Raw genomic sequence first — 22,459 nt, forward strand, 5'->3', positions numbered from 1 at the left:
GATCGTCAGGCGCCTGCACGTATTACTTGGGGAGGTCTTGTGGGTCTGAGCCCGCGCGAGGTGTTTCTCCGGCTTGTTCATGGGGTTGCCGACGAGTCCTTCGACGAGTTGCCGGCCCTGTACGGCGAGGTCACCGATGTCCGGCATCCGATGGCGACGCCGGAGTCCGAGCCGTTGACGAGTCGGCGTGCGCTCCAGGAGCACTTCACCGTGCCGGCGGACGTTCGGGGGTCCTTGCCCAAGAGGCGGGTCGTCGATGTCGTCGTGCACGAGACCGCCGATCCTGAAGTGATCGTCGCCGAGTTCGCCTACGAGTTCACGTTGCCGGACGACTCCACGGCCAAGGTCCCCTGCGTCTTCGTCATGCGTGTCCGGGACGGCCAGATCATCGAGTCACGCGACTACATCGACCCGATCCGCACGCACACGGCACGCGGGGGCCTTGACCGCCTCATCGCGGCGTTGCGTAAGGACGTCTCCTGACGTCGAGCGTTCGACAGGGGGCTGTCCGAGGCAGGACTCGCTGGGGGTCTCGTCGCGCTGCTGGTGGACACCGTCCGTGAGGCCGGGCTGGATCGGGCGACATCAGGGGCGCTTTCGCCCGGGTGCAGGCCGCGGGCGGGTTGCTCCCCGTGGCCTCGGCTTCGACGGCGGATACGATCTTCCTTCGGGTCTCTGACGAGCCCACATCTCGTTGGCGCATCGTGGTCCGGGAGAGGAGAGGTACACGGTGACGGTCCGGCTGCTCCTCACCTGCATGGCGACAGAACACTGCAGTGTGGTTCTGGAGCCTTACGGTGCCGAGCACGTCCTGGTTGCCGGGGATCTCCTCGGGCTGGAAATCGAAGGTACCGGCGAGGATGCCGTGGAGATCGCCTCTTCGCCCGGCTGCACAACGGTCTGGATTCCGGCCTCGGCCGTGAGCGTGCGTGCCACCGACCGGCTGGGTGGCGCCGTCGATCTCGGGTTGCCGCTGTGACGGCGGGTGCCGGCGGCTGAGCGGTCGGGAAGTGGCCGCCGGGCCGGGCCGTGCGGTGGGGTTCAGGTGGTGCGAGTGGTACGCGGGCCCGCGTCCTGGGCGGCGCGGGCGAGGGTGCGGATGAGGGCGGTCTCGGTCGCGGTGGGCCAGATGAGGGCCCAGTTGCCGACCGGGGCGTCGTACGGGCGCAGGTAGCGGATGCCCGGCCAGCGGTAGTGGCGGGCGGCGTCGCCGTGGACGAGGGAGACGGCCTCGCCGGTGGCGACCACCGCGGCGACCTCCTGGAAGGTGGAGACGGCGGGGCCGCGGCGGATGGGGCGGCCGGACGGGGTGTGGGTGGGGGAGAGGGTCTGCAGCCAGTATTCGGGGACGGGCGAGGCGGAGTGCGGCAGCGGCCAGTCGGCGAGGTCCTCCATGCCGACCGTGGCGCGGGTCGTGAGGGGGTGGTCGGCGGCGACCATGAGGACCAGGGGCTCGCTCGCGACCAGCGGGCCGACCGTGAGGTCGGGCTCGCGGACCGGCAGCCAGGTGGTCGACACCTGGACCGCGCCGGCGCGCAGGGGGCCGAAGGGGTCCGTGAAGTGGACCTCGCGGATATGGAGCCGGATCTCCGGGTGCCGGTTGCGGAAGAGGTCGAGGAAGTCCGCGAGGTCGAGCGCCTGCGGCCCGTACAGCCCCAGCGTCAGGGTGCTCACCTCGCCGCGGGCGGCGGAGGACGCCGCGCGGGTGGCGTCCAGTATCTGCTGGTAGCCCGCGCTCAGGTCGGCGCGCAACTGTGCCCCGATGGGGGTGAGTTCGACGCGGCGGCTGCTGCGGGCGAAGAGGCGCGCGCCGATCTGCCGCTCCTGCTTGGCGATCGACTGGCTCACGCGCGCCTGTGACACGTGCAGACGGTCCGCGGTCCGGCCGAAGTGCAACTCCTCGGCCAGCGTCAGGAAGATCTCGATATCCCGCAGTTCCACCGCGGCCACCCCCGTACGACATCCATAATCTTTCGCTTATCAGACCATGTGGAGCCGGAGATTGATCACCCCGCGGCCCTGCCGGATCCTGGGAGACGTCCTTGCCGAGGCAGCCACCGGATCCGGCGACGCCGCCCGCGGGCAGAACTCGACCGCACAGCCATCCACTTCTGGGGGAACGGGCCCGCCATGCGGAAGTCCTACTACGCAGCGCACGTGTACATGATCATCGGGGTCGTGTCGGGGCTCTTCTACCGGGAGTTCACCAAGGCCGAGGACTTCACCGGGGACACCCAGCTGGGGCTCGTGCACACCCATGTCCTGACCCTGGGCATGATCGGCTTCCTGATCGTCCTCGCGCTGGACAAGCTGTTCCGGCTGTCGGGCACGAGGCTGTTCACCGCGTTCTTCTGGTTCTACAACGCCGGGATCGCCGTCTCCACCGGCATGATGGCCGTGCACGGCATCCTCACCGTGCTCGGCCGCGACGAGGACCACATCGCGGAGGCCGTGCCGCTGACCGCCGGATTCGGCCACATCCTGCTCACCGTGGGGCTCGTCCTGCTGTTCGTCCTCCTGGGCAAGCGCGTCGACGAACACGTCAGGCCGCCCCGCCCGGACCACGAGCACCCCGCCCCGGACCCCGTCGGCTGAGGCACCGGGACGTCCCCCGCCGGGCCCCGGAGCCGGGGCCGGGGTGTGCGGCGGTGATACGGAGACGCTGCAGAGTCGATAGCACCTCTCGCGAAGCTGGTCCCGCAGTCAAGGAAAGCCATGTCCGAGGCAGCAAAGAGGAGAGACCACACCATGCGCGAGTCCGTCCAGGTTCTCGTCGTCGGAGGCGGCCCGTCGGGTTCGACCGCGGCGACGCTGCTCGCCCGCCAGGGCTTCACGGTCACACTGCTGGAACAGGAGCACTTTCCTCGGTACCACATCGGTGAGTCGCTCCTTCCCTCGTGCCTGCCCGTCCTGGACCTTCTGGGCGTGCGGGGCAAGATCGAGGCGCACGGCTTCAAACGCAAGGGCGGTGCCTACTTCGCCTGGGGCTCCGAGCAGTGGGAGCTGCGGTTCAACGAGCTGTTCGGCACCGAGTACAGCTGGCAGGTCGTGCGCTCGGAGTTCGACAACCTGCTCCTGGAGCACTCCCGGGAGAACCACGTCGACGTGCAGGAGGGCGTCGCCGTCAAGAAGGTCCACTTCGACGAGGAGGGCCGTGCGGTCAGCGCGGCATGGGAGCGCACCGACCGGTCCGAGAGCGGGACCATCGCGTTCGACTACATCCTCGACGCGTCGGGGCGGGCCGGGCTGCTGGCCACCAAGCACCACAGCAGCCGGCGGTTGCACGACGTGTTCAAGAACGTGGCGCTGTGGGGCTACTGGAAGGGGGCCAAGCCCCTGGAACAGGGGCCCGAGGGAGCCATCGGGGTGTGCTCCATCCCGCACGGCTGGCTGTGGGAGATCCCGCTGCACGACGACCGGGTCAGCGTCGGCGCCGTGATCAGCAAGGAGCACCTGCGCGAGCAGCAGGCCCAGGGGGTGGAGCTGGCGAAGATCTACCACGACAAGCTGGCCGAGAGCGAACTCGTCACCGACCTGCTGGAGAAGGCCGAGCTCGTCACGGAGGTCAAGGCGGAGACCGACTACTCCTACGTCACGGAGAACTTCGGCGGCCCGGGGTACCTGCTGGCCGGCGACGCCGCCTGCTTCCTCGACCCGCTGCTGTCCACCGGGGTGCACCTGGCGATGTTCAGCGCCCTGCTGGCGGCGGCCACCATCACGTCGGTCCTGCGGGAGACCGTTCCGGAGCAGGAGGCCCTGGCCTTCTACGAGAAGGCCTACCGGACCTCCTACGAGCGGCTGCTGATCGTGGTGTCGCTCTTCTACCAGAACTACCGCGGCCGCGACGAGCAGTTCTACCGGGCCCAGAAGCTCACCGCGGGGGAGAAGCACCGGCTCAACCTGCACGAGGCGTTCCTGCACATCGTCACCGGTGTGGAGGACCTGGCGGACGCCCAGGAGCGGGCGTTCGACCGGGTCGCCGACGCCCTCGCGCCGGAGGGCGTCCCGCTGGGCGTGCACGGCGAGGACATGCTGGTGGGACCGAACTCCCCGGAGCGCGCCCTGTCCGGCCTGTACCTCTCGACGGAGCCGACGGTGGAGATCCTGCGGGCGTAGGAGACCGTCGTACCGGTGAATGGCGCGGGCCCGCTGCGGACCCGCGCCATTCACGCGTGGTCACCTCTGCGGTCCGGGGTCCGTCATGACTACGGGGTGTTCCTCGACCCCCGCACCCGTCCGGTACCCGCACCCAGGAGGCAACATGTCCGCGACCGTGACCGAAGAGGCCGTCTCCCCGGCGGCGACGGGCCAGCCGCACCAGGCCGTGGGGCCCTTCGAGGACAACCGCGGCCTGCTCTTCGGAGTGGCCTACCGCGTTCTCGGCAGCGTCGACGACGCGGAGGACGTGGTCCAGGAGGCGTGGCTGCGGTGGAGCCGCGTGGATGCGGCGCAGATCGACAATCCGCAGTCCTTCCTGGTCCGGATAGCGAGCCGGCTCGCGCTCGACCGGCTGCGCCGGGTCAAGGCCCGGCGGGAGACGTACGTGGGTCCGTGGCTGCCGCAGCCGCTCTTCACCGGGCCCGGCATCGAGGAGGGGGTGGAGATCGCCGAGTCCGTCTCGATGGCCATGCTGGTGGTCATGGAGACGCTCTCACCGCTGGAGCGGGTGGTGTTCGTGCTCCGGGAGGTGTTCGAGTTCTCCTTCGCGGACATCGCGAGCGCCGTCGACCGCTCGGAGTCCGCGGTGCGGCAGCTGGCCAGCAGGGCGCGTACGCACGTCCACGACCGAAGGCCGCGGTTCCCCTCCGACCAGGCGGTGTGCCGCCGGGTGACCGAACGCTTCCTGGCCGCCTCGCTGGGCGCGGACGTCGAGGGGCTGCTCGGCCTGCTCGCGCCCGACGTCACGGTGTGGAACGACGGCAACGGGCGGCGCGGTGTGCCGCGGACGCCCGTGCACGGGGCGGAGCGCGTCGGGCGTCTGCTGGTGCACGGCATCGAGCGCTTCCTCCGGCCGCTCGCCACCTGTGCGGCGGGCGCGCCGGGCGGTGTGCTCACCGGCTCGGTCATCAGCGTCAACGGCGGGCCCGCGGGACTGATCACCGCCGGGGACGAGCCGGTCGGGCTGGTCGTGCTCGACCTCGAACCGGCCGGGGAGCGGGTGACACGTGTGTGGATCATGGCGAACCAGGACAAACTCGCCGGGATGGGTGGGACGGCTGCCGGCTTCGCGCCCACAGGCGGCGACCGGTCGGGGTCGTCGTAGCGGGCGACGAAGGAAAGGCCGAGGGCGTATCCGATGCGGTCCAGGACGGTGATGGTGGGCATGCCGGCGCGCCCGGTCTCCAGCCGCGACAGATGGGGCTGCGGCACGCCGGACCGGACCGCCAGCTCCCGCTGCGTCATCCGCAGACGCAGGCGCCGGTCCCTGATCGCCTCGGCGATGGCCTCCAGGCGTTCGGACTGCCGTCGCTCCGCGTGTGCCCGGGCGGCCACGGCGGTCTCCTGCCAGACGTCCTGGTTCATCGAACTCCCCTGCAACAGAAGGGCGTCGTCCCCGCGGGGCGGCGCTCACCGGACCCGCGGGCGGACGTTCCTCTCTCGTCGGCTCTACGTCATAAAGACGAAATCTGCCGGGCGTATGTGACATCACGAAGCCGACCCCTTCCGGAGGGTGGTCGCCACGGGCGATGTCACAGACCGGAGGTCCCGTGCGTCTGGGTGGGGGCGACCGGAGGCGCCGCCGCCGTGGGGGCGGTACGCCGGGGGCGCCGCGTGGGACGACCGAGGAGAACCGATGACGGCCGACGACGGGGGCGGGCACGAGGTGAACGGGACGGAGGGACGGGCGGCGGCCGGACACGCCGGCCCGGGGTCGGGCGGGGTGTGCAACCCGGGAAGATCCGGGGTTGCACACCCCGCCGGACCCAAGCGGTCCCCGCCTGCCGCGGCCCGGTTCAGCCGAGCCGTTCGGTCAGCCCGTACAGATGCCCGTCGGAGCCGGCGATCTGCGCCCACCTGCCGCCCTCCCGCCAGGGTGTGGGCTGCGGCGCCACGGTGAACGTCACCCCCTGCTCCTCCAGTCGGGAGCAGGTCGCGTCGAGGTCGTCGCAGTCGAACCAGCCGTGCACCATCCGGCCGGCCGCCGATTCGAGCGCGGCGCGGATCTCGGGCCCGACGGCGGCGACCGCCACCGACGTCACCGATCCCGGAACCCCCAATTCCACCCAACGATTTCCGCCACCGTGCGGAACATCGACGATGATCTCGAAACCCAGGGTGCGGGTGAGGAACTCCACTGTGCGCTCCTGATCGGCTGCGTAGAGCACGGCGAGTCGTGGATTAATGATCATTGCTGCTCCTCGGCGGTGAAGAAGACGGGTCCGAAAATGTAGGAGGCAGAGCGGAAGAAATCCCCTTCTCCATGTCAGGGATTTGGTGCGACAGCGCCCGGATCGGTGTGCCCCGGAGAATCCGGAGGGGAGATCCGGGACGGGTCCGCTGCATGGCGCAAATATGCTCCCGCCGGGCCCGCATGGCACTGGACTTTGATGCAATAGGGCATCTAGGCTTCCCCCGCAATGTACTGCGCCGGCGAGCGCCGTCTAATGCTCACGCCTGATGGGGGATTTCTGTCGTGACGCTGCTCTCTGATGTCTGCAATCGGTCAAGTGTCCATGTGGAGGGCACCGACCTTCCGTCCGATGTGTCCGAAATTCTGGCCAAATTACCGGTTGAGCTGGTATTGATTCGCGACCTGGTGGTTTCTGATTCTCCGCGTGCCCACGCCGGTGATCTCGGGCATATTCGCATGCTCGCGGAAAATGAACGGAATGTCGAACCGCTATTGGTTCACCGTTCCACTATGAGGGTCATTGACGGTGTGCACCGGCTGCGGGCAGCCGAGGCGAGCGGCCGCTCGGAAGTGGCCGCCCGCTTCTTCGACGGTGCCGAGGCGGACGCCTTCGTGCTCTCCGTCCAGTGCAACGTCCGGCACGGGCTGCCGCTGACGCTGGGCGAGCGCAAGACCGCGGTCCGGCGCATCGTCGGTACCCACCCGCAGTGGTCCGACTCCGCCATCGCCGAGCGCGCCGGCCTCAGCCCGAAGACGGTGGCCAAGGTGCGCCGCCAGGTGCTCGACGGGGAAGCCGCCCCTGCCGGACGCCTCGGCCTGGACGGCAAGGTCCGGCCCGTCAGCAGCGTCGAGGGCCGCCGCCGCACCGCGGCGCTGCTGGCCGCCAACCCGGAACTCTCGCTGCGCGAGCTCGCCCGGGCCACCGGTCTGTCGGTGGGGACCGTACGGGACGTGCGCCATCGGGTGGAGAGCGGGATGAACCCGGTGCCCGAGCGGTTGTGTCCGGTGGAGGGCGCGGCGGGGTCGCGGCGCCGACCGGCGAAGCCCCCGGTGTGCGAGGAGCAGCCGGAGGAAACCGCGCCGGGAGCCGGGACGGTGTCGCTGGTGCGCCAGCTCGCCCGGGACCCCGCACTGCGCGCCACCGAGATCGGCCGGACGCTGCTCCGCCTGCTGCTGATCACCGAACTTGACGGTGCCCGCTGGCGGGAAATAGCCGAGACCATTCCCGCGCACTGCGTGCCGGTGGTGCGTGCGGTCGTGCTCAAGCGCAGCCAGGAATGGCGGCAGGCGGCGGGACTGCTCCCGGGCTCCGCCGGCCGTGAAGACATGATCGCCTGAGGCGTTCAAGCTGCCGGCAACACACCTTCCCTTCCTGCCTCTCCGTGAATAGTCTTCGGTTCAATCGGTCTTACGGAAGGGGAGCTCCATGCCGCAGAGCAGTAACTTCCCGAGCAGTGGCGACATTGAAAGAGAACTGCGCACGAAGAACCGGTCCACCGTCGAGACGTATATGCACACCACCGGGCAGGCCCGACTGGAGAGGCATCTCCTCTTCACCGAGGACGGAATCGGCGGACTCTGGACGAACGACACGGGCAAGCCCATCGCCACCCGGGGCAGGGACCGCCTTGCCGAACACGCGAAGTGGTCGCTGAAGTGTTTTCCGGACTGGGTCTGGAGTGACATCAAGATTTTCGAGACCCAGGACCCGAATTTCTTCTGGGTCGAGTGCGAGGGAGCCGGGAAGATCTGTTTCCCCGGCTACCCGGAGGGACGGTACGAGAACCACTTCCTGCACTCCTTCCTGCTCGCCGACGGAAAGATCAGGCAGCAGCGGGAGTTCATGAACCCGTTCGAGCAGCTGCGTGCCCTCGGGATCCCGATTCCCGAGGTGCGGCGCGAAGGAATCCCGACCTAGAGAACGCGGGTTCCGGAGCCGTCACATCCCGAACGGTCCTACCGATGGAGAGTCGTGGATAGCTCGATGCTGGACATCCCGCTGAGCCGTGCGTTGCAGCAGCCCGACTGGGACGACCCCGCGCAGGTGCGCCGGGTGGTGCGGGCGCTGTCGGAGCGTCCGCCGCTCGTCCGGGCCCAGGACGTCCGCGCGCTGCGCGATCGGCTCGCCCGGGTTGCTGCCGGCGAGTGCCTGGTCGTCCAGGCCGGCGACTGCGCGGAGAATCCCGACGAGTGCACGCCCGGACACGTCGGCCGCAAGGTCGCCGCCCTGGACGCCATGGCGGGTGCGCTCAGCCTCGTCACGAACAAGCCGGTCCTGAGAGTCGGGCGGATCGGCGGCCAGTTCGCCAAGCCGCGGTCCAGCGCCGTGGAGACCGTGGACGGTGTCACCCTGCCGTCGTTCCGCGGGCATCTGGTGAACTCGCCGGAATCCACCGAGGAGGCCCGGCGCCCCGACCCGTTGCGCCTGCTCACCGGCTACATGGCGGCCGGCGACATCATGGACTGCCTCGGCTGGCGGGGCAGCTCCCGCACCCTTAAGGACCAGCCCCGGGTGTGGACCAGCCACGAGGCGCTGCTGCTCGACTACGAGATGCCGCTGGTGCGGCGGGACGGCGCCGGCCCGCCGGTGCTCGGCTCGACCCACTGGCCGTGGATCGGGGAGCGGACCCGCCAGGCGGACGGCCCGCACACGGCGCTGCTGTCGCGGGTGGCCAACCCGGTGGCGTGCAAGGTCGGCCCCACCACGACCGCGCGGGAGCTGCTCGCCCTGTGCGAGCGGCTGGATCCCATGCGCGAGCCGGGCCGGCTGACCCTGATCGCCCGCATGGGCGCGGGCCGGACGGCGCACCGGCTACCGGCTCTCGTGACGGCGGTCCGCACCGCGGGCTTCCCGGTGATCTGGATGTGCGACCCGATGCACGGGAACACCGTGACCACCGGGGAAGGGCACAAGACCCGGGTCGTCGCGACGCTCGCCCGCGAGGTCGGCCAGTTCGTCGCCGCGGTCGAGGCGTCCGGGGGAGTGGCCGGTGGCCTGCACCTGGAGACGACTCCGGACGACGTCACCGAGTGCGTGACCGACGAATCCGACTTCGGCCGGGTCGGTGAGCGCTACACGAGCGTCTGCGACCCGCGCCTGACCCGCTGGCAGGCGCTGTCGGTCGTCGTCGCCTGGGGCTCGGACCCCGAGGCCCCGGGCGGGACAGCCGCGGACATCCAACGCACGGAAGGGAAGAACCTTGCCCGGACTACCCGCGTTTGAGGACTACCCGCTGCCGCGGGCGGCCGATCTGCCCGTGGGCCCGGCGGCGTGGAAGGCCGAACCGGACCGCGCGGTGCTGCTCGTCCACGACATGCAGCGCTACTTCCTGCGGCCCTTCCCCGAACCGCTGCGCAGCCGGCTGGTGGAGAACGTCGCCACCGTCCGCGGCCGGGCCGCCGCGTCCGGGGTCCCGGTCGGCTACACGGCGCAGCCGGGAGACATGGACGACGGCGAGCGCGGCCTGCTCAAGGACTTCTGGGGACCGGGGATGCGCGCGACGGCCGCCGACCGCCGGATCGTCGACGCGGTCGCCCCCGCCCCCGGCGACTGGGCCTTCACCAAGCGGCGGTACAGCGCCTTCTACCGCTCCGACCTGCTGGAGCGCATCCGCGAGAGCAAGCGCGACCAGCTCGTCCTGTGCGGGGTGTACGCCCACGTCGGTGTGCTCGCCACCGCGATCGAGGCGTTCAGCCACGACCTCCAGACCTTCGTCGTCGCCGACGCGGTCGCCGACTTCACCGCCGACTACCACCAACTGGCCCTGCACTACGCCGCCGAGCGCTGCGCGGTCGTCGTCACCGCCGCGGAGGTGTTCCCGTGACCGGTCGTCCCGGCGGATCCGCCGCGGGCGCCGGCGACCTGCTCGGCGCCGTCCTGGACGGCGGGCCGCCGGCCTTCGCCCTCATCCACCGCCCCCATGCGCACGGTCCCGGCCTGCTGGACGTGCTCACCGGCGAGGTCACCGAGGTGAGCACGCTCGCGGAGGTGCCGCTGCCCGACCCGGCCGGCCCCCGGTCCACGGGTGGCGCGCGCCACGAGGTCCTGGCCCTCGTGCCCTACCGGCAGATCACCGAACGCGGTTTCGTCTGCGCCGACGACGGGGCCCCGCTCGTCGCCATGACGGTCGGGGCGCAGTCCACCGTGACCGTCACGGAGGCGACGGAGCGGCTCCCCGACCTGCCCATCTCCCTCTCCGGCCGCCACTTCGACATCGGCGACGACGACTACGCGGAGACCGTCCGCCGGGTCCTGAAGGAGGAGATCGGCACGGGGGAGGGCGCCAACTTCGTCATCCAGCGCTCCCTGGTCGCCGCGATCGACGGCTACACACCGCACAGCGCGCTGGCCTTCTTCCGCCGACTGCTGCGGCTGGAGAGCGGCGCGTACTGGACCTTCCTGGTGCACACCGGCACCCGCACCTTCGTGGGCGCCACCCCCGAGCGGCACATCACCTTCGACGCCGGCCGGGCCACCATGAACCCGATCAGCGGTACCTACCGCTACCCGGCGACCGGTCCCACGCTGCCCGGCGTCATGGACTTCCTCGCCGACCGCAAGGAGTCCGACGAGCTGTACATGGTGCTGGACGAGGAACTGAAGATGATGACCCGGATCTGCCGGCCGGGCCTCCGGGTCACCGGCCCGCAGCTGCGCACCATGGCACGGCTCGCGCACACCGAGTACGTCATCGAGGGGCGCACCGACCGGGACGTCCGCGACATGCTGCGCGAATCGCTGTTCGCGCCCACCGTCACCGGGAGCCCGCTGGAGAACGCGTGCCGGGTGATCCGCCACCACGAGGGCCGGGGCCGCGGCTACTACAGCGGTGTCGCCGCCCTCATCGGCCGTGACGCGGCCGGTGAGCGGACGATGGACTCGGCGATCCTCATCCGCACGGCCGACATCGACCGGTCCGGCACGGTGCGTATCGGGGTGGGGGCCACGCTGGTCCGGCACTCCGACCCGGTCTCCGAGGTCGCCGAGACCCACAGCAAGGCCGCCGGGCTGCTCGCCGCCCTGGAGACCGACGAGCGGGAGCAGCTGTCCGCGCACCCCGACGTCCGGCGCGTGCTGGAGGAGCGGAACACCACCATCGCCGGATTCTGGCTCGGTACGGAATCCGCCGCCGAAGACGGGGCCGCCTCCTCCGGCGCCCGCGCTGCCGGCTGCCGCACGCTGATCGTCGACGCGGAGGACACCTTCACGTCGATGCTCGACCACCAGCTGCGGTCCCTCGGCATGGCGGTGACCGTCCGCCCGCACGACGACCTCCCCGCACCGGAGGACTACGACCTGGTGGTGCTCGGCCCGGGACCCGGCGACCCGCGCGACCTCGGCCACCCCAAGATCGCCCACCTGCGCACCGCGGTGGACGCGCTCCTCGCCGCATCGCGTCCCTTCCTCGCGGTGTGCCTCAGCCACCAGGTGCTGTGCGGCCGGTTCGGACTGCCCCTGCGCCGCCGGGAGGCGCCGAACCAGGGGGTGCAGCGGCGTATCGACCTGTTCGGCCGCGAGGAGCGGGTCGGCTTCTACAACTCCTTCGCCGCCGTCGCGCCGGCCGAGTCCGCCGAGGTCGACGGCGTCGGCACCGTGCGGATATCCCGCGACACCGTCACCGGCGAGGTGCACGCCCTGCGGGGGCCGGGCTTCGCCTCGCTCCAGTTCCACCCGGAGTCCGTGCTCACCCAGCACGGACCGCGGATCCTCGCCTCCCTGACGAGAGGGGTGCTGAGCCCATGACGAGCGAACGGATCGTGGCGCCGCTGCCCGGCACCGCGCCGCGGCGCGGCGGAGCCACCGGCCACCGGTACGTGGTGGTGGACGCCTTCGCCGACACCCCGCTGCACGGCAACCCGGTCGCGGTCTTCTTCGCCGCCGACGACCTCGACTCCGGCCGGATGCAGCGCATCGCCCAGGAGATGCACCTGTCCGAGGTCACCTTCGTGCTCGCACCCGAGCGGGGCGGCGACGCGCGGATACGGATCTTCACGCCCGTCAACGAGCTGCCCTTCGCGGGGCACCCGCTGCTGGGCACCGCGATCGCGCTGGGCGAGGTGTTCCCCCGGCAGGACACCCTGCGGCTGGAGACCGCGATGGGGGTGATCCCCTTCGGTCTCGAACGGGTCGACGGCACCGCCGTCTCCGCCCGTATGTCGCAGCCGCTGCCCACGTGGGAGAGGTTCGACCGCACCGCCGAACTCCTGGCGGCGCTCGGCGTACCCGGGTCCGGCCTGCCGGTCGAGATCTACCGCAACGGCCCCCGGCACGTCCTGGTCGACCTGGACACGGTCGACGCGCTGTCCCGGCTCCGCCCCGACCACCGGGCGCTGGCGGCCTTCCCCGACATGGCGGCGAACTGCTTCGCGGGCTCCGGCACGGCCTGGCGCCTGCGGATGTTCTCCCCCGCCTACGGCGTCACCGAGGATGCCGCGACCGGCTCCGCGGCCGGCCCGCTCGCCGTCCACCTCGCCCGGCACGGCCGTATCCGCTACGGCGACTGGATCGCCATCAGCCAGGGCGTCGAGATGGGCCGGCACTCGGTGATGTGGTCCTGCGCGGAGGCGGACGGCGACCGGCTCACCTCGGTGCACGTCTCCGGCTCGGGAGTCACCGTCGCCCACGGCACCATCCACGTCTGAGCCACCCGAGGAGCATTCCACGTGACCCCCGACCCCGTGCGCACCAGCGCGTTCGAGACCCTGACCGGGACCACGGGCAGCGACTTCCCCGAGTACGCGGACCCGCCGGCGGAACCGATGGCCCTGGCCCGGCGCTGGGCCGAGTCCGCCGCCCGCTCCGGGGTGCGCGAGCCGCTCGCCCTCGCCCTCGCGACCGCCGACCCGCACGGACGAACGTCCACCCGGATCGTCTCCGTCCTGGAGATCTCCGCCGCCGGTCTGCTGTTCGCCACCCACACCACCAGCCTGAAGGGCCGGCAGATCGCCGAGACCGGCTGGGCGTCCGGACTGCTCTACTGGCGGGAGACGGCGCAGCAGCTGTCCTTCTCCGGACCGGTGGCACAGATCCCCGGCGAGCAGTCCGACCGGCTGTGGGACGCGCGCGCCTGGCAGCTGCACGCCATGTCCACCGCGTCCCGGCAGAGCGAGGTGCTGGACGGGGCGGCCGACGTGGAGCGCCTGCGGGACGAGGCCGGCCGGCTGCTCGACCGCGGCGCGGCCCTCCCCCGCCCGCCGGCCTACGCCGGCTACCGGCTGACACCGCAGAACGTCGAGTTCTGGTCCGCCGCGGACGACCGGCTGCACCGCCGGCTGCGCTACGACCGCACCGCGGAGGGCTGGCAGGCGGTCGCGCTCCAGCCGTGACCCCCGCACCGGTGCCGTCTCCTCACCGGCCTCCCGCCCGCGCGCGGGCCGGCCGCAAGCAGTCCACTCCATCAGCCAGTTCAGGATCAGTCAGACCAGGGAAGCCAACATGACAGACACCTCCGCCCCGCAGTCCGACCTCGACGCCATCGTCATAGGCGCCGGATTCGCCGGGATATACACGCTGCACAAGCTCCGCAACGAACTCGGCCTCAGGACAAGGGCGTTCGACGCCGCGGGAGGCGTCGGCGGCACCTGGTACTGGAACCGCTACCCCGGTGCCACCTCGGACAGCGAGGGCTTCGTCTACCGCTACTCCTGGGACAAGGAGATGCTCCAGGAGTGGGACTGGGACACGCGCTACGTGAGCCAGGCGCACACCCTGTCGTACCTCGAAGCGGTCGTCGCCAAGTACGACCTGGCCAAGGACATCCAGTTGGAGACCCGGATCAGCGGCGCGGAGTTCGACGACGCGACCGGCCGGTGGACCGTCACCACCGCCGCGGGGGAGACCTTCACCGCCCGCTACCTGGTGACCGGGCTCGGGCCGCTGTCCACCACGTACACCCCGGAGATCAAGGGGCGCGAGTCCTTCCGCGGCCGGATCGTGCACACCGCCGACTGGCCGTCCGACCTCTCCCTGGAGGGCAAGCGGGTCGGCGTCATCGGTACCGGCTCCACCGGTACCGGCTTCATCTGCGCCGCCGCCAAGACCGCCGGGCACCTCACGGTCTTCCAGCGCACCCCGCAGTACAACGTGCCCTCGGGCAACGGACCGGTGTCCGCCGAGTACGTCGCCGACATCCGGGCCCGCTACGACGCCATCTGGGAGCAGGCCCGCAACTCCTTCGCCGCCGCCGGCTTCGAGGAGAGCAGGATCTCCGCGATGAGCGTGTCGGCCGAGGAGCGGCAGGCCGCCTTCCAGAAGGCATGGGACGAGGGCAACGGCTTCCGCTTCATGTTCGGCGCGTTCTACGACGTCGCCCTCGACCCGGCGGCCAACGAGGCGGCCGCCGAGTTCATCCGCGGCAAGATCCGGGAGATCGTGCAGGACCCGGAGACCGCGCGCCTGCTCACCCCGACCGACCTGTACGCCAAGCGTCCGATCGCGAACCCGGACTACTACGAGACGTTCAACCGGGACAACGTCCGCCTCGTCTCCGTCAGGGAGACCCCGATCCGCGAATTCTCGCCGAACGGCCTCGTCACCGAGGACGGCACGGAGCACGAACTCGACGTGCTCGTCTTCGCCACCGGCTTCGACGCGGTCGACGGCTCCTACCGGCAGCTGAACCCGCGCGGACGCGGGGGAGAGAGCATCCAGGACCACTGGGCGGACCGTCCCACCAGCTATCTGGGAATGGCCGTGAACGGATTCCCGAACATGTTCATGATCTACGGCCCGAACAGCACGTTCAGCAATATCCCGCCCTGTATCGAGATCCAGGTGGAATGGGTCACCGATCTCGTCAGGACCGCCCAGGAGCGGGGCGCCGTGGCCGTGGAGGCCACCGGGAAGGCGGAGGAGGAGTGGGTGGAGATCTGCCAGCAGACGGCCGACCACACCCTTTTCCCGAAAGCGGATTCGTATTTCTTCGGAGCCAACATCCCCGGTAAGAAGCGCCGCAACATGTTCTTCTTCGGCGGTATCGCCGCGTACGTGCAGAAACTGCGGGAGGTGACGGACGACGACTACGCGGGATTCGTCGTCCGGGGGCCCGGGGAGACGGCCGGCTCCTGAGCCCGCCCGCATGTCACGTTCCACGGGGGCGCTGCGTCTACCTCGCGCCGACCGCAACGGCCGGCGCCGGTCCGACGAGCAACGAGGAAACGAAGGATCTGTTGAAGATGAGCGAAACACTCGCCTCGGGCGATGCGGTCACCAAGGGTGAGGCCGGGCCCGATCCCAAGCGCTGGTGGGCTCTGGCAGTGATCGCGCTGGCCACGCTGATCGTGGTGCTCGACGCCACCATCGTGAACGTCGCCCTGCCGCACGCGCAGAGCGACCTGGACATCTCCGATGCCAACCGCCAGTGGGTGCTGACCGCGTACACCCTGCCCTTCGGCGGCCTGCTGCTGCTCGGCGGCCGGATCGCCGACTTCAACGGCCGCCGCCGGGCCCTCCTCGTCGGACTCGTGGGCTTCGCCGCGGCCTCCGCACTCGGCGGCGCGGCCGTCGACCAGGGAATGCTCTACACCGCGCGCGCCCTGCAGGGCGTCTTCGCGGCCCTCCTGGCGCCCGCGGCGCTGTCCCTGCTGAACGTCACCTTCACCGACCCGCGCGAGCGCGCCACCGCGTTCGGGGTCTACGGCGGAGTCCTCGGCGGCGGCAGCGCCGTGGGCCTCCTGGCGGGCGGCCTGCTCACCAACTACCTGGACTGGCGCTGGTGCCTGTACGTCAACGTGCCGATCGCCGCCGCCGCCTTCATCGGCGCTCTCCCGCTGATCAAGGAGTCCAGGGCGTCCGGGCAGACCCGGTACGACGTACCGGGCGCCGTCCTGGTGAGCATCGGCCTCGCGCTGGCGGTGTACGGCTTCGCCGAGGCCGCCGACGACGGCTGGGGCTCGGGGAAGTCCTACGGCGCCCTCATCGGCGGCGCCGTGCTGGTGGCGGTCTTCGCCGCCACCCAGGCCCGCGGCCGCCACCCGCTGCTGCCGCCGCGGGTGGTGGCCGACCGCAACCGGACCGGTGCCTTCCTCGGGTCCCTGCTGATCTTCATGGCCATGATGGGGATGTTCCTGTTCATGACCTACTACCTGCAGGGAGTGCTCGGCTACTCGGCACTCAAGACCGGGGTGGCGATCCTGCCGCTGACCCTGGTGATCATGGTGGGTTCCGGTGTGGTCACCGGGCTGATGCGGGTCGTCCCGCCCCGGCTGATCATCTCGGCCTCGTTCCTGATCTGCGCGGTTGCGCTGGTCTGGTTCAGCCGGATCGAGGTCGACTCCTCCTTCGCCGGCCATGTGCTCGGGCCCGAGTGCGTGGTGGGCCTCGGCATGGCGGGCATCCTCGTGCCCACCGCCAACCTCGCCCTGCTCGGCGTCGGAGGACAGGACGCCGGTGTCGCCAGCGGCCTGGTCAACGCCGCACAGCAGGTCGGCGGCTCGATCGGGGTGGCCCTGCTCAACACGGTGGCGGCCGACGCCACCTCGCGCTACATCACCGCCCACCACGGCAGCGGGCCGGTGGGCGAGGTCATGGCGAAGGGCGCCGTCCACGGCTACTCGATCGGATTCCTGGTCTCCGCCGCGATCTTCGCGGTGGGAGCGCTGGCGAGCGCCGTCCTCATCCACGCCAGCACGGAGGAGACCGTCGGCGCCAACATGGCCGCCGTATGAGCCCGCTGCCCACCCGTACGTCCGTATCCGCCACGAAATCCGCACTGCTGACAAGGTGACTGACATGAGCGACACCACCGAAATCCGGGCCAACGACGGGATCGCGACCCTGATCAACGTCTTCGAGGTCGAACCGGCGAAGCAGCAGGAACTCGTCGACCTGCTCAACGAGGGGACGGAAAAGGTCGCGAAGACCCGGCCGGGCTTCGTCTCGGTCACCGTGCTCGCCAGCCTCGACGGCAGCCGCGTGGTCAACTACGCCCAGTGGGAGAGTCCGGAGGCCCTGCGCGCCGTGCAGGGGGACGCCGAGATGGGCGGCTACGCCCGCCGTACGGCCGAACTCGCGAAGGCGGCCCCCGCGGTCTACCGGGTCGCCGCCGTCCACCACGCCTGACCGGCGGGACGACCGGCCCGCGCCCCGCCCCCGCCACCCCCTCCCGCGGGGGCGGGGCGCGCCGTCCGGCCCACCGGGCCGCGCACGACCGGCGCACGACCGGCAGCACCGCACGCACCGCAACGCCGACGTACAGGGAGACGTGAGTGCCGTGACCACCACCGCAGACATCGTGATCGCCGGCGCCGGCATCGGCGGCCTGACCGCCGCGCTGGCACTGCACGCCAGGGGCCGCCGGCCGCTCGTCCTGGAAGCGGCGGAAGCGATCCGGCCGCTCGGCGTGGGCATCAACATCCAGCCCGCCGCCGTCGCCGAACTCACCGCCCTCGGACTCGGCGACGCCCTCGCCGCCACCGGCATACCCACCCGCGAGCACCGCTACCTCGACACCACCGGTGCCACGGTGATGACCGAGGCGCGCGGAAAGGACGCGGGGCACGCACACCCCCAGTTCTCCATCCACCGCGGTGAACTGCAGATGCTGCTGCTCACCGCGGTCCTCGACCGGCTCGGCCCGGACGCGGTGCACACCGGCAGCCGGCTCGTCGGCTTCGAGCCCTCCGCGGACGGCGCCGGGGTGCGGGTGCACGCGGAGCGGACCGCGGTCGGTTCCACCGCGCGCACGCAGTACGCGGCGAAGGCCCTGATCGGGGCGGACGGCCTGCACTCGGCCGTTCGCGCCCGGCTGCACCCGGACCGGATGGAGCTGCTGCCGGCCGGTGTCCACATGTGGCGGGGCCTGGCCGAGCTGCCGGAGTTCCTGGACGGGCGCACCATGATCCTCGCCAACGACGACCGCGGTGCCCGGATGATCGCCTACCCCTGCTCGGCCCGCCATGCCCGGCGCGGCGCGGTACTGCTCAACTGGGTCTGCATGGTGCCCACGGCTGTCGACGGGCCACCGGCCGGCTGGGACGCGCGGGCGCCGCTGGAGGACGTGCTGCCGCACTTCGCGGACTGGGACCTCGGGTGGCTGGACGTCCCCGGCGTGCTCCGGCGCAGCCCGCGCATCCTCCAGTACCCGATGGTCGACCGCGATCCGCTCCCGCACTGGGGCGAAGGCAGCGTCACCCTGCTCGGTGACGCCGCCCACCTGATGTACCCGATCGGCGCGAACGGCGCCTCCCAGGCGATCCTCGACGCGGCCGCCCTGGCCGCCGAACTCGGTGGCGACGACGGGCTCCGCGACGTACCGGCGGCGCTGCTCCGCTACGAGGCGACGCGGCGGCCGGCCACCAGCGCCGTCATCCTGGCCAACCGCACGATGGACTCCGCCGAGCGCGCCCTGTCCGCCCTGCCGGCGGGCCAGGACCGGGCGGGCACCCTGCGGGCGGTCACCGGCACCTACCGGGCCACCGTGGAGAAGAGCCCCGGCCGCCCCGGCTGACCGCCGGCCGGCCGCCGTCGAGAAGACCAGCCAACGGCCCTACGTTCGGGGGTGACCGATGCCAAGCGGTATCGACTTCTGTGTACTCGGCCCGCTCGCTGTCCGCTGCGGGCAGGGGACCATCGACTTCCACGGCAACCGGCAGCAGGTCCTGCTGGCCGCGCTGCTCCTCGAGGCGAACCGCGTCGTCACCGCCGACCGCCTGGTCGACGCCGTGTGGGGGCACACCCCGCCGGTCTCCGCCCGCAGCCAGGTGCGGATCTGCGTGTCGCAGATCCGGCGGAAGCTCGCCGAGTACGACGGGGGCGGTCTGGTCGAGACCCACTCCGGCGGCTACCTCATCAGGGTCCCGCCGCAGCGGGTCGACCTGTACCGCTTCCAGGAGCACGCCGGACTCGGCCGCAGTGCCGCGAAGGAGGGCGACCCGGACACCGCCGCGGAGCATCTGCGCAAGGCGCTCGACGAGTGGAACGCCCCGGTGCCGATCGGCTTCGCCGGGGAGTGGGCCCGCTTCCTGCTGGTCAAGCTGGAGGAGGACCGGTGCGCCGTGGCCGAGGAGTACATCGCCGTGATGCTGGCCCTGGGCCGGCACCGGGAGATCGTCGGGGAACTGCTGTGCTACGCCGCCGAATTCCCCTTCCGTGAATCCCTCAGCGCCCAGCTGATGCTCGCACTGCACCGGTCGGGGCGCACCACGGACGCGCTGGACCTCTTCCGGCGGACCCGCCTGCGCTTCGTCACCGAACTCGGCATCGAACCGGGGCCGGAGCTGCGGAGGATGAAGCAGCACGTCCTCGACGGAACGGCCGGCCGGCCGGCCGTTCCGGACCCCGGGCCCCGGCAGCCCGGAAGCGGCGCGGCGGCGCCGCGTACCGAGGCCGGGGACAGCCTCGCGGACCGGCTCCTGACGCTGGAACGCGAGGTTGTCGAGATGCGGTCCGGCCTGCACCGCCTGCTGAGGGCTAGCGAGAGCCGCCCGTCCAGTCGGTGAGCGGGTAGTCGACGTAGCCGCGGGCGCCACCGGAGTAGTACGTGTCCGGGTCGCCGGGGGACAGCTCCCGCCGCAGGGCCAGCCGGCTGACCAGGTCGGGGTTGGCGATGAAATGCCGGGCGAAGGACACCGCGTCGGCCAGCCCGGCCTCGACGACACCGTTGCCCGACTCTGCGCCGAAGCCGTTGTTGGCGATCAGCGGCCGGTGGAAAAGGCGGCGGAAGCGCGCGAAGGCCGCCAGGTCGGGCGCGCCGCCCTCCGCGGTGTCGCGGCCCCGCAGATGCAGGTACGCCACCGGACGGTCGTCCAGCTCCGCCACCAGCGCGTCGTAGTCGCGCAGGGTGGCCTCGCTGTCGTCGAACAACTCCCCGATGTTCCAGTACGGGGACAGCCGTACCCCCACGGCCCGGCCGCCGAACGGCTCCGCGACGGCGTCCACGACCTCCAGCAGGAAGCGCCGGCGCCGCGCCGCGTCCCCTCCGTGGGCGTCCTGGCGGGTGTTCAGCCGGGGGTTGAGGAACTGCGGGATGAGATAAGGCCCTATGGCGTGGATCTCGACACCGTCGAATCCGGCGCGCCGCCCGTTCTCCGCCGCCCGGCCGTACTCCGCCACCGTCCCGGCGACCTCCGCGGCGGTCAGCGCGCGCGGTGTCACGGTGGGCTGGAAACCGGTCGGGGTGAAGCTCATCTCGCCGGGGTTGACGGCGGAGGGGGCGACGGGCACCTCACCGCCGAGCAGGTCGGGGTGCGCGGCGCCGCCGGTGTGCCACAGCTGGAGCAGGATGCGTCCACCGGCCGTGTGCACCAGCTCGGTGACCTGCCGCCAGCCGGCGACCTGCTCCTCGGTGAAGATGCCGGGCACATGGGCGAAGCCGATCGCCCGCTCGCTCACCCAGGTGCCCTCCGTGACGATCAGACCCGCGCTCGCCCGCTGCGCGTAGTAGGCGGCGTGCAGCTCGGTCGGCACCAGTCCGCTGTTGACGGCCCGGGCCCTGGTGGCCGAGGCCATCACCACCCGGTTCGGCAGCCGCAGCCCTCCGACGTCCAGGCCGTGCAGCAACGGCTGCCGCACGGCGGCCACGCTGGTCGTACTCCTCATGTGCGTCCTCACTGTCTGCGGGGTCCCGGGTCGTACGTCCCGGGCCCCGGAATCTTCGGCGGGCAGAACGGCTCCGTTATGCTTGTGAAAAGCTGCACATGTGTCGGGGGGGAGCCGGACGCCGGCCTTCTTCCGTCGCGCGAGCCTTCCGGGCAGTGCCCGAAGCCTCTTGAGACAGACGGCACGCGCCGGGAAAAGGTGACCGGATGGACGATCAGGACCGGCTGGCGGCGGTCTTCGAGACCCACCGCGGCTACCTGCGCGCCGTCGCCTACCGGCTGCTCGGATCGCCCAACGACGTCGACGACGCGGTGCAGGAGACCTGGCTGCGCCTCCACCGTGTCGACGCCTCCACGGTGGAGTCGCTCGGCGCGTGGCTGCGTACGGTCATCTCGCGGATCTGCTACGACATGCTGCGCTCGCGGGCGTCCAACCGGGAGGAACTGGTCGGCCAGCAGCTGCCGGAATCGGCCCAGGGGACCGATCGGGGCGTCGACCCCGAGGAGGAGGCGGTGCTCGTCGAATCCGTCGGCCGCGCCCTGCTGGTCGTGCTCGACGCGCTGCACCCGGCCGAACGGGTGGCGTTCGTCCTGCACGACATGTTCGCCGTTCCCTTCGACCAGATCGCGCCCATCGTCGAGCGCAACACCGTCGCCTCGAAGAAGCTCGCCAGCCGGGCGCGGCACAAGGTGCACGGCACCGCCGTCCTGCCCCCGGCGCGGTCCGAGGGGCTGCGCCAGGCCGTCGACGCCTTCCTCGCCGCCTCACGGACCGGCGACCTCGACCGGCTGCTCAGCGTGCTCGCCCCCGACGTGGTCCGGCACGCGGACACCGCGGCGCTCGGCCTCGGCGTCGCCCGGCAGGTCCGCGGCGCCCGAGCCGTCGCGGAGGAGACGGTGCTGCTGCGCCGCTTCGCGCAGTACGCGGAAATTGCGCTGGTCAACGGCTCGGTCGGCGTGGTCGTGGCTCCCCGGGGAAGGCTGCTGCTCGCCCTCGACATCACCGTCGAGGACGGACTCGTCACGCGCTACGCCGTTCTCGCCGACCCCGCGGACATCGACATCGCCGTGCTCGACCCGGTCCTGCCGGTCGCCGCGACGGTCTGAGCGGATCCGCCGACCGGGAGCGGGGGTCGGGGCGCGTCAGCGCAGGCCCGGGGTCGCGGGGGTCTCCAGGGACTCCGGGGAGCGGGTGACCTGGACGCGGCCGCCGGTCGAGGCGTCGTGCGGCTCCAGGTCGACCTGGACGCGGTGGGTCGTGCCGCTGTCCACCGAGCCGCCCAGCTCCGCCGTCACGACGCCGATGCGCAGGCCGCCGCCCGCGCGCCCGGTGCGGTGGACCTGGACGGTGAACTCCAGGCTGACCTTCTCCACGGTGAAGCCGATCTGCCGGCCCTCCGCCGTATCGCGCGCCTGCTGCAGCTCGGTGCGGATCTGGGTGATGACCTCGGCCAGCCCGACGAAGGACGGCTCTTCCACGGCGGCTTCCCCCAGCAGTGGTTCTGCGGTGCGGAGGGCCAATTGTAGTGCTTTCGGCACGACATGACATGCCGTCAGGCGTAAGGTGCACGG

The 22,459-nt window shown here is 71.4% G+C and carries 22 protein-coding genes and 1 pseudogene; 18 read left to right on the forward strand and 5 right to left on the reverse strand.

Annotated features, from left to right (window positions below; genetic code table 11):
• The first annotated feature begins 39 nt into the window (after nucleotides 1-39).
• Nucleotides 40-483, forward strand: coding sequence for a nuclear transport factor 2 family protein (locus ACH4SL_RS11110; protein ID WP_398443663.1), 444 nt, complete (start codon nucleotides 40-42; stop codon nucleotides 481-483).
• Nucleotides 484-730: 247 nt separating this feature from the next.
• Nucleotides 731-979, forward strand: a complete 249-nt coding sequence (locus ACH4SL_RS11115) for a hypothetical protein (RefSeq protein WP_398443665.1) — start codon at nucleotides 731-733, stop codon at nucleotides 977-979.
• Between the two features lie 62 nt (nucleotides 980-1,041).
• Here ACH4SL_RS11115 and ACH4SL_RS11120 read toward each other — a convergent pair whose 3' ends face one another.
• Nucleotides 1,042-1,941: a LysR family transcriptional regulator gene (locus ACH4SL_RS11120; protein WP_398443667.1), complete on the reverse strand. Its 900-nt coding sequence runs from the start codon at nucleotides 1,939-1,941 to the stop codon at nucleotides 1,042-1,044.
• Between the two features lie 189 nt (nucleotides 1,942-2,130).
• On the opposite strand from ACH4SL_RS11120, the gene ACH4SL_RS11125 reads away from it, so the two are divergent.
• From ACH4SL_RS11125 to sigJ, 3 genes are all read left to right on the forward strand, one after another.
• Complete coding sequence (locus ACH4SL_RS11125) at nucleotides 2,131-2,595, forward strand: DUF2871 domain-containing protein (protein ID WP_398443669.1); 465 nt, start codon at nucleotides 2,131-2,133, stop codon at nucleotides 2,593-2,595.
• 120 nt (nucleotides 2,596-2,715) lie between these two features.
• A complete protein-coding gene (locus tag ACH4SL_RS11130) occupies nucleotides 2,716-4,116 on the forward strand; it encodes an NAD(P)/FAD-dependent oxidoreductase (RefSeq protein ID WP_398443671.1) in 1,401 nt (466 codons plus the stop codon).
• A 145-nt stretch (nucleotides 4,117-4,261) separates the two neighbouring features.
• Entirely contained in the window at nucleotides 4,262-5,263 is a 1,002-nt protein-coding gene (sigJ, locus tag ACH4SL_RS11135) for an RNA polymerase sigma factor SigJ (RefSeq protein ID WP_398443673.1), read from the forward strand.
• 20 nt (nucleotides 5,264-5,283) lie between these two features.
• Here the strand turns inward: sigJ and ACH4SL_RS11140 are convergent.
• Nucleotides 5,284-5,523 (reverse strand): annotated as a pseudogene (locus ACH4SL_RS11140) (helix-turn-helix domain-containing protein); the annotation flags it as partial.
• A 431-nt stretch (nucleotides 5,524-5,954) separates the two neighbouring features.
• Complete coding sequence (locus ACH4SL_RS11145; protein WP_398443675.1) at nucleotides 5,955-6,350, reverse strand: VOC family protein; 396 nt, start codon at nucleotides 6,348-6,350, stop codon at nucleotides 5,955-5,957.
• Between the two features lie 284 nt (nucleotides 6,351-6,634).
• Here ACH4SL_RS11145 and ACH4SL_RS11150 point away from each other — a divergent pair, with 284 nt between their 5' ends.
• The 12 genes from ACH4SL_RS11150 (at nucleotide 6,635) to ACH4SL_RS11205 (ending at nucleotide 19,789) form a co-directional block, all read left to right on the forward strand.
• Nucleotides 6,635-7,690, forward strand: a complete 1,056-nt coding sequence (locus tag ACH4SL_RS11150; RefSeq protein ID WP_398443677.1) for a winged helix-turn-helix transcriptional regulator — start codon at nucleotides 6,635-6,637, stop codon at nucleotides 7,688-7,690.
• 88 nt (nucleotides 7,691-7,778) lie between these two features.
• A complete protein-coding gene (locus ACH4SL_RS11155) occupies nucleotides 7,779-8,270 on the forward strand; it encodes a PhzA/PhzB family protein (protein WP_398443679.1) in 492 nt (163 codons plus the stop codon).
• Between the two features lie 54 nt (nucleotides 8,271-8,324).
• Nucleotides 8,325-9,575 carry a 3-deoxy-7-phosphoheptulonate synthase gene (locus tag ACH4SL_RS11160; RefSeq protein ID WP_398443681.1) on the forward strand — a complete coding sequence of 417 codons (1,251 nt, stop codon included), beginning with the start codon at nucleotides 8,325-8,327 and terminating at the stop codon, nucleotides 9,573-9,575.
• A complete protein-coding gene (locus ACH4SL_RS11165; RefSeq protein WP_398443683.1) occupies nucleotides 9,553-10,176 on the forward strand; it encodes an isochorismatase family protein in 624 nt (207 codons plus the stop codon). The genes ACH4SL_RS11160 and ACH4SL_RS11165 overlap by 23 nt, the downstream gene beginning before the upstream one ends.
• A complete protein-coding gene (locus ACH4SL_RS11170) occupies nucleotides 10,173-12,095 on the forward strand; it encodes an anthranilate synthase family protein (RefSeq protein ID WP_398443685.1) in 1,923 nt (640 codons plus the stop codon). Before ACH4SL_RS11165 ends, ACH4SL_RS11170 begins: the two co-directional genes overlap by 4 nt.
• Complete coding sequence (locus tag ACH4SL_RS11175; protein WP_398443687.1) at nucleotides 12,092-12,994, forward strand: PhzF family phenazine biosynthesis protein; 903 nt, start codon at nucleotides 12,092-12,094, stop codon at nucleotides 12,992-12,994. Before ACH4SL_RS11170 ends, ACH4SL_RS11175 begins: the two co-directional genes overlap by 4 nt.
• A 21-nt stretch (nucleotides 12,995-13,015) precedes the next feature.
• Complete coding sequence (gene phzG, locus ACH4SL_RS11180; RefSeq protein WP_398443689.1) at nucleotides 13,016-13,678, forward strand: phenazine biosynthesis FMN-dependent oxidase PhzG; 663 nt, start codon at nucleotides 13,016-13,018, stop codon at nucleotides 13,676-13,678.
• 109 nt (nucleotides 13,679-13,787) lie between these two features.
• Nucleotides 13,788-15,419, forward strand: a complete 1,632-nt coding sequence (locus tag ACH4SL_RS11185) for a flavin-containing monooxygenase (RefSeq protein WP_398443691.1) — start codon at nucleotides 13,788-13,790, stop codon at nucleotides 15,417-15,419.
• A 107-nt stretch (nucleotides 15,420-15,526) separates the two neighbouring features.
• A complete protein-coding gene (locus ACH4SL_RS11190) occupies nucleotides 15,527-17,017 on the forward strand; it encodes an MFS transporter (RefSeq protein ID WP_398443693.1) in 1,491 nt (496 codons plus the stop codon).
• Between the two features lie 64 nt (nucleotides 17,018-17,081).
• Nucleotides 17,082-17,411: an antibiotic biosynthesis monooxygenase family protein gene (locus ACH4SL_RS11195; protein WP_398443695.1), complete on the forward strand. Its 330-nt coding sequence runs from the start codon at nucleotides 17,082-17,084 to the stop codon at nucleotides 17,409-17,411.
• 151 nt (nucleotides 17,412-17,562) lie between these two features.
• The gene (locus ACH4SL_RS11200; protein ID WP_398443697.1) at nucleotides 17,563-18,798 is read left to right on the forward strand and encodes an FAD-dependent monooxygenase; all 1,236 of its coding nucleotides are present in this window, start codon (nucleotides 17,563-17,565) and stop codon (nucleotides 18,796-18,798) included.
• 58 nt (nucleotides 18,799-18,856) lie between these two features.
• The gene (locus tag ACH4SL_RS11205) at nucleotides 18,857-19,789 is read left to right on the forward strand and encodes a BTAD domain-containing putative transcriptional regulator (protein ID WP_398443699.1); all 933 of its coding nucleotides are present in this window, start codon (nucleotides 18,857-18,859) and stop codon (nucleotides 19,787-19,789) included.
• Here the strand turns inward: ACH4SL_RS11205 and ACH4SL_RS11210 are convergent.
• On the reverse strand, nucleotides 19,761-20,888 hold the full coding sequence (locus tag ACH4SL_RS11210; RefSeq protein ID WP_398443701.1) for an alkene reductase: 1,128 nt from the start codon (nucleotides 20,886-20,888) through the stop codon (nucleotides 19,761-19,763). The genes ACH4SL_RS11205 and ACH4SL_RS11210 overlap by 29 nt on opposite strands.
• A 206-nt stretch (nucleotides 20,889-21,094) precedes the next feature.
• Here ACH4SL_RS11210 and ACH4SL_RS11215 point away from each other — a divergent pair, with 206 nt between their 5' ends.
• On the forward strand, nucleotides 21,095-21,994 hold the full coding sequence (locus tag ACH4SL_RS11215; protein ID WP_398443703.1) for a sigma-70 family RNA polymerase sigma factor: 900 nt from the start codon (nucleotides 21,095-21,097) through the stop codon (nucleotides 21,992-21,994).
• 36 nt (nucleotides 21,995-22,030) lie between these two features.
• Here ACH4SL_RS11215 and ACH4SL_RS11220 read toward each other — a convergent pair whose 3' ends face one another.
• The gene (locus ACH4SL_RS11220; RefSeq protein WP_398443705.1) at nucleotides 22,031-22,366 is read right to left on the reverse strand and encodes a trypco2 family protein; all 336 of its coding nucleotides are present in this window, start codon (nucleotides 22,364-22,366) and stop codon (nucleotides 22,031-22,033) included.
• Between the last annotated feature and the right edge of the window lie 93 nt (nucleotides 22,367-22,459).

This window comes from Streptomyces sp. NPDC021020 (genome assembly GCF_044333285.1).
Taxonomy (GTDB): Bacteria; Actinomycetota; Actinomycetes; order Streptomycetales; family Streptomycetaceae; genus Actinacidiphila.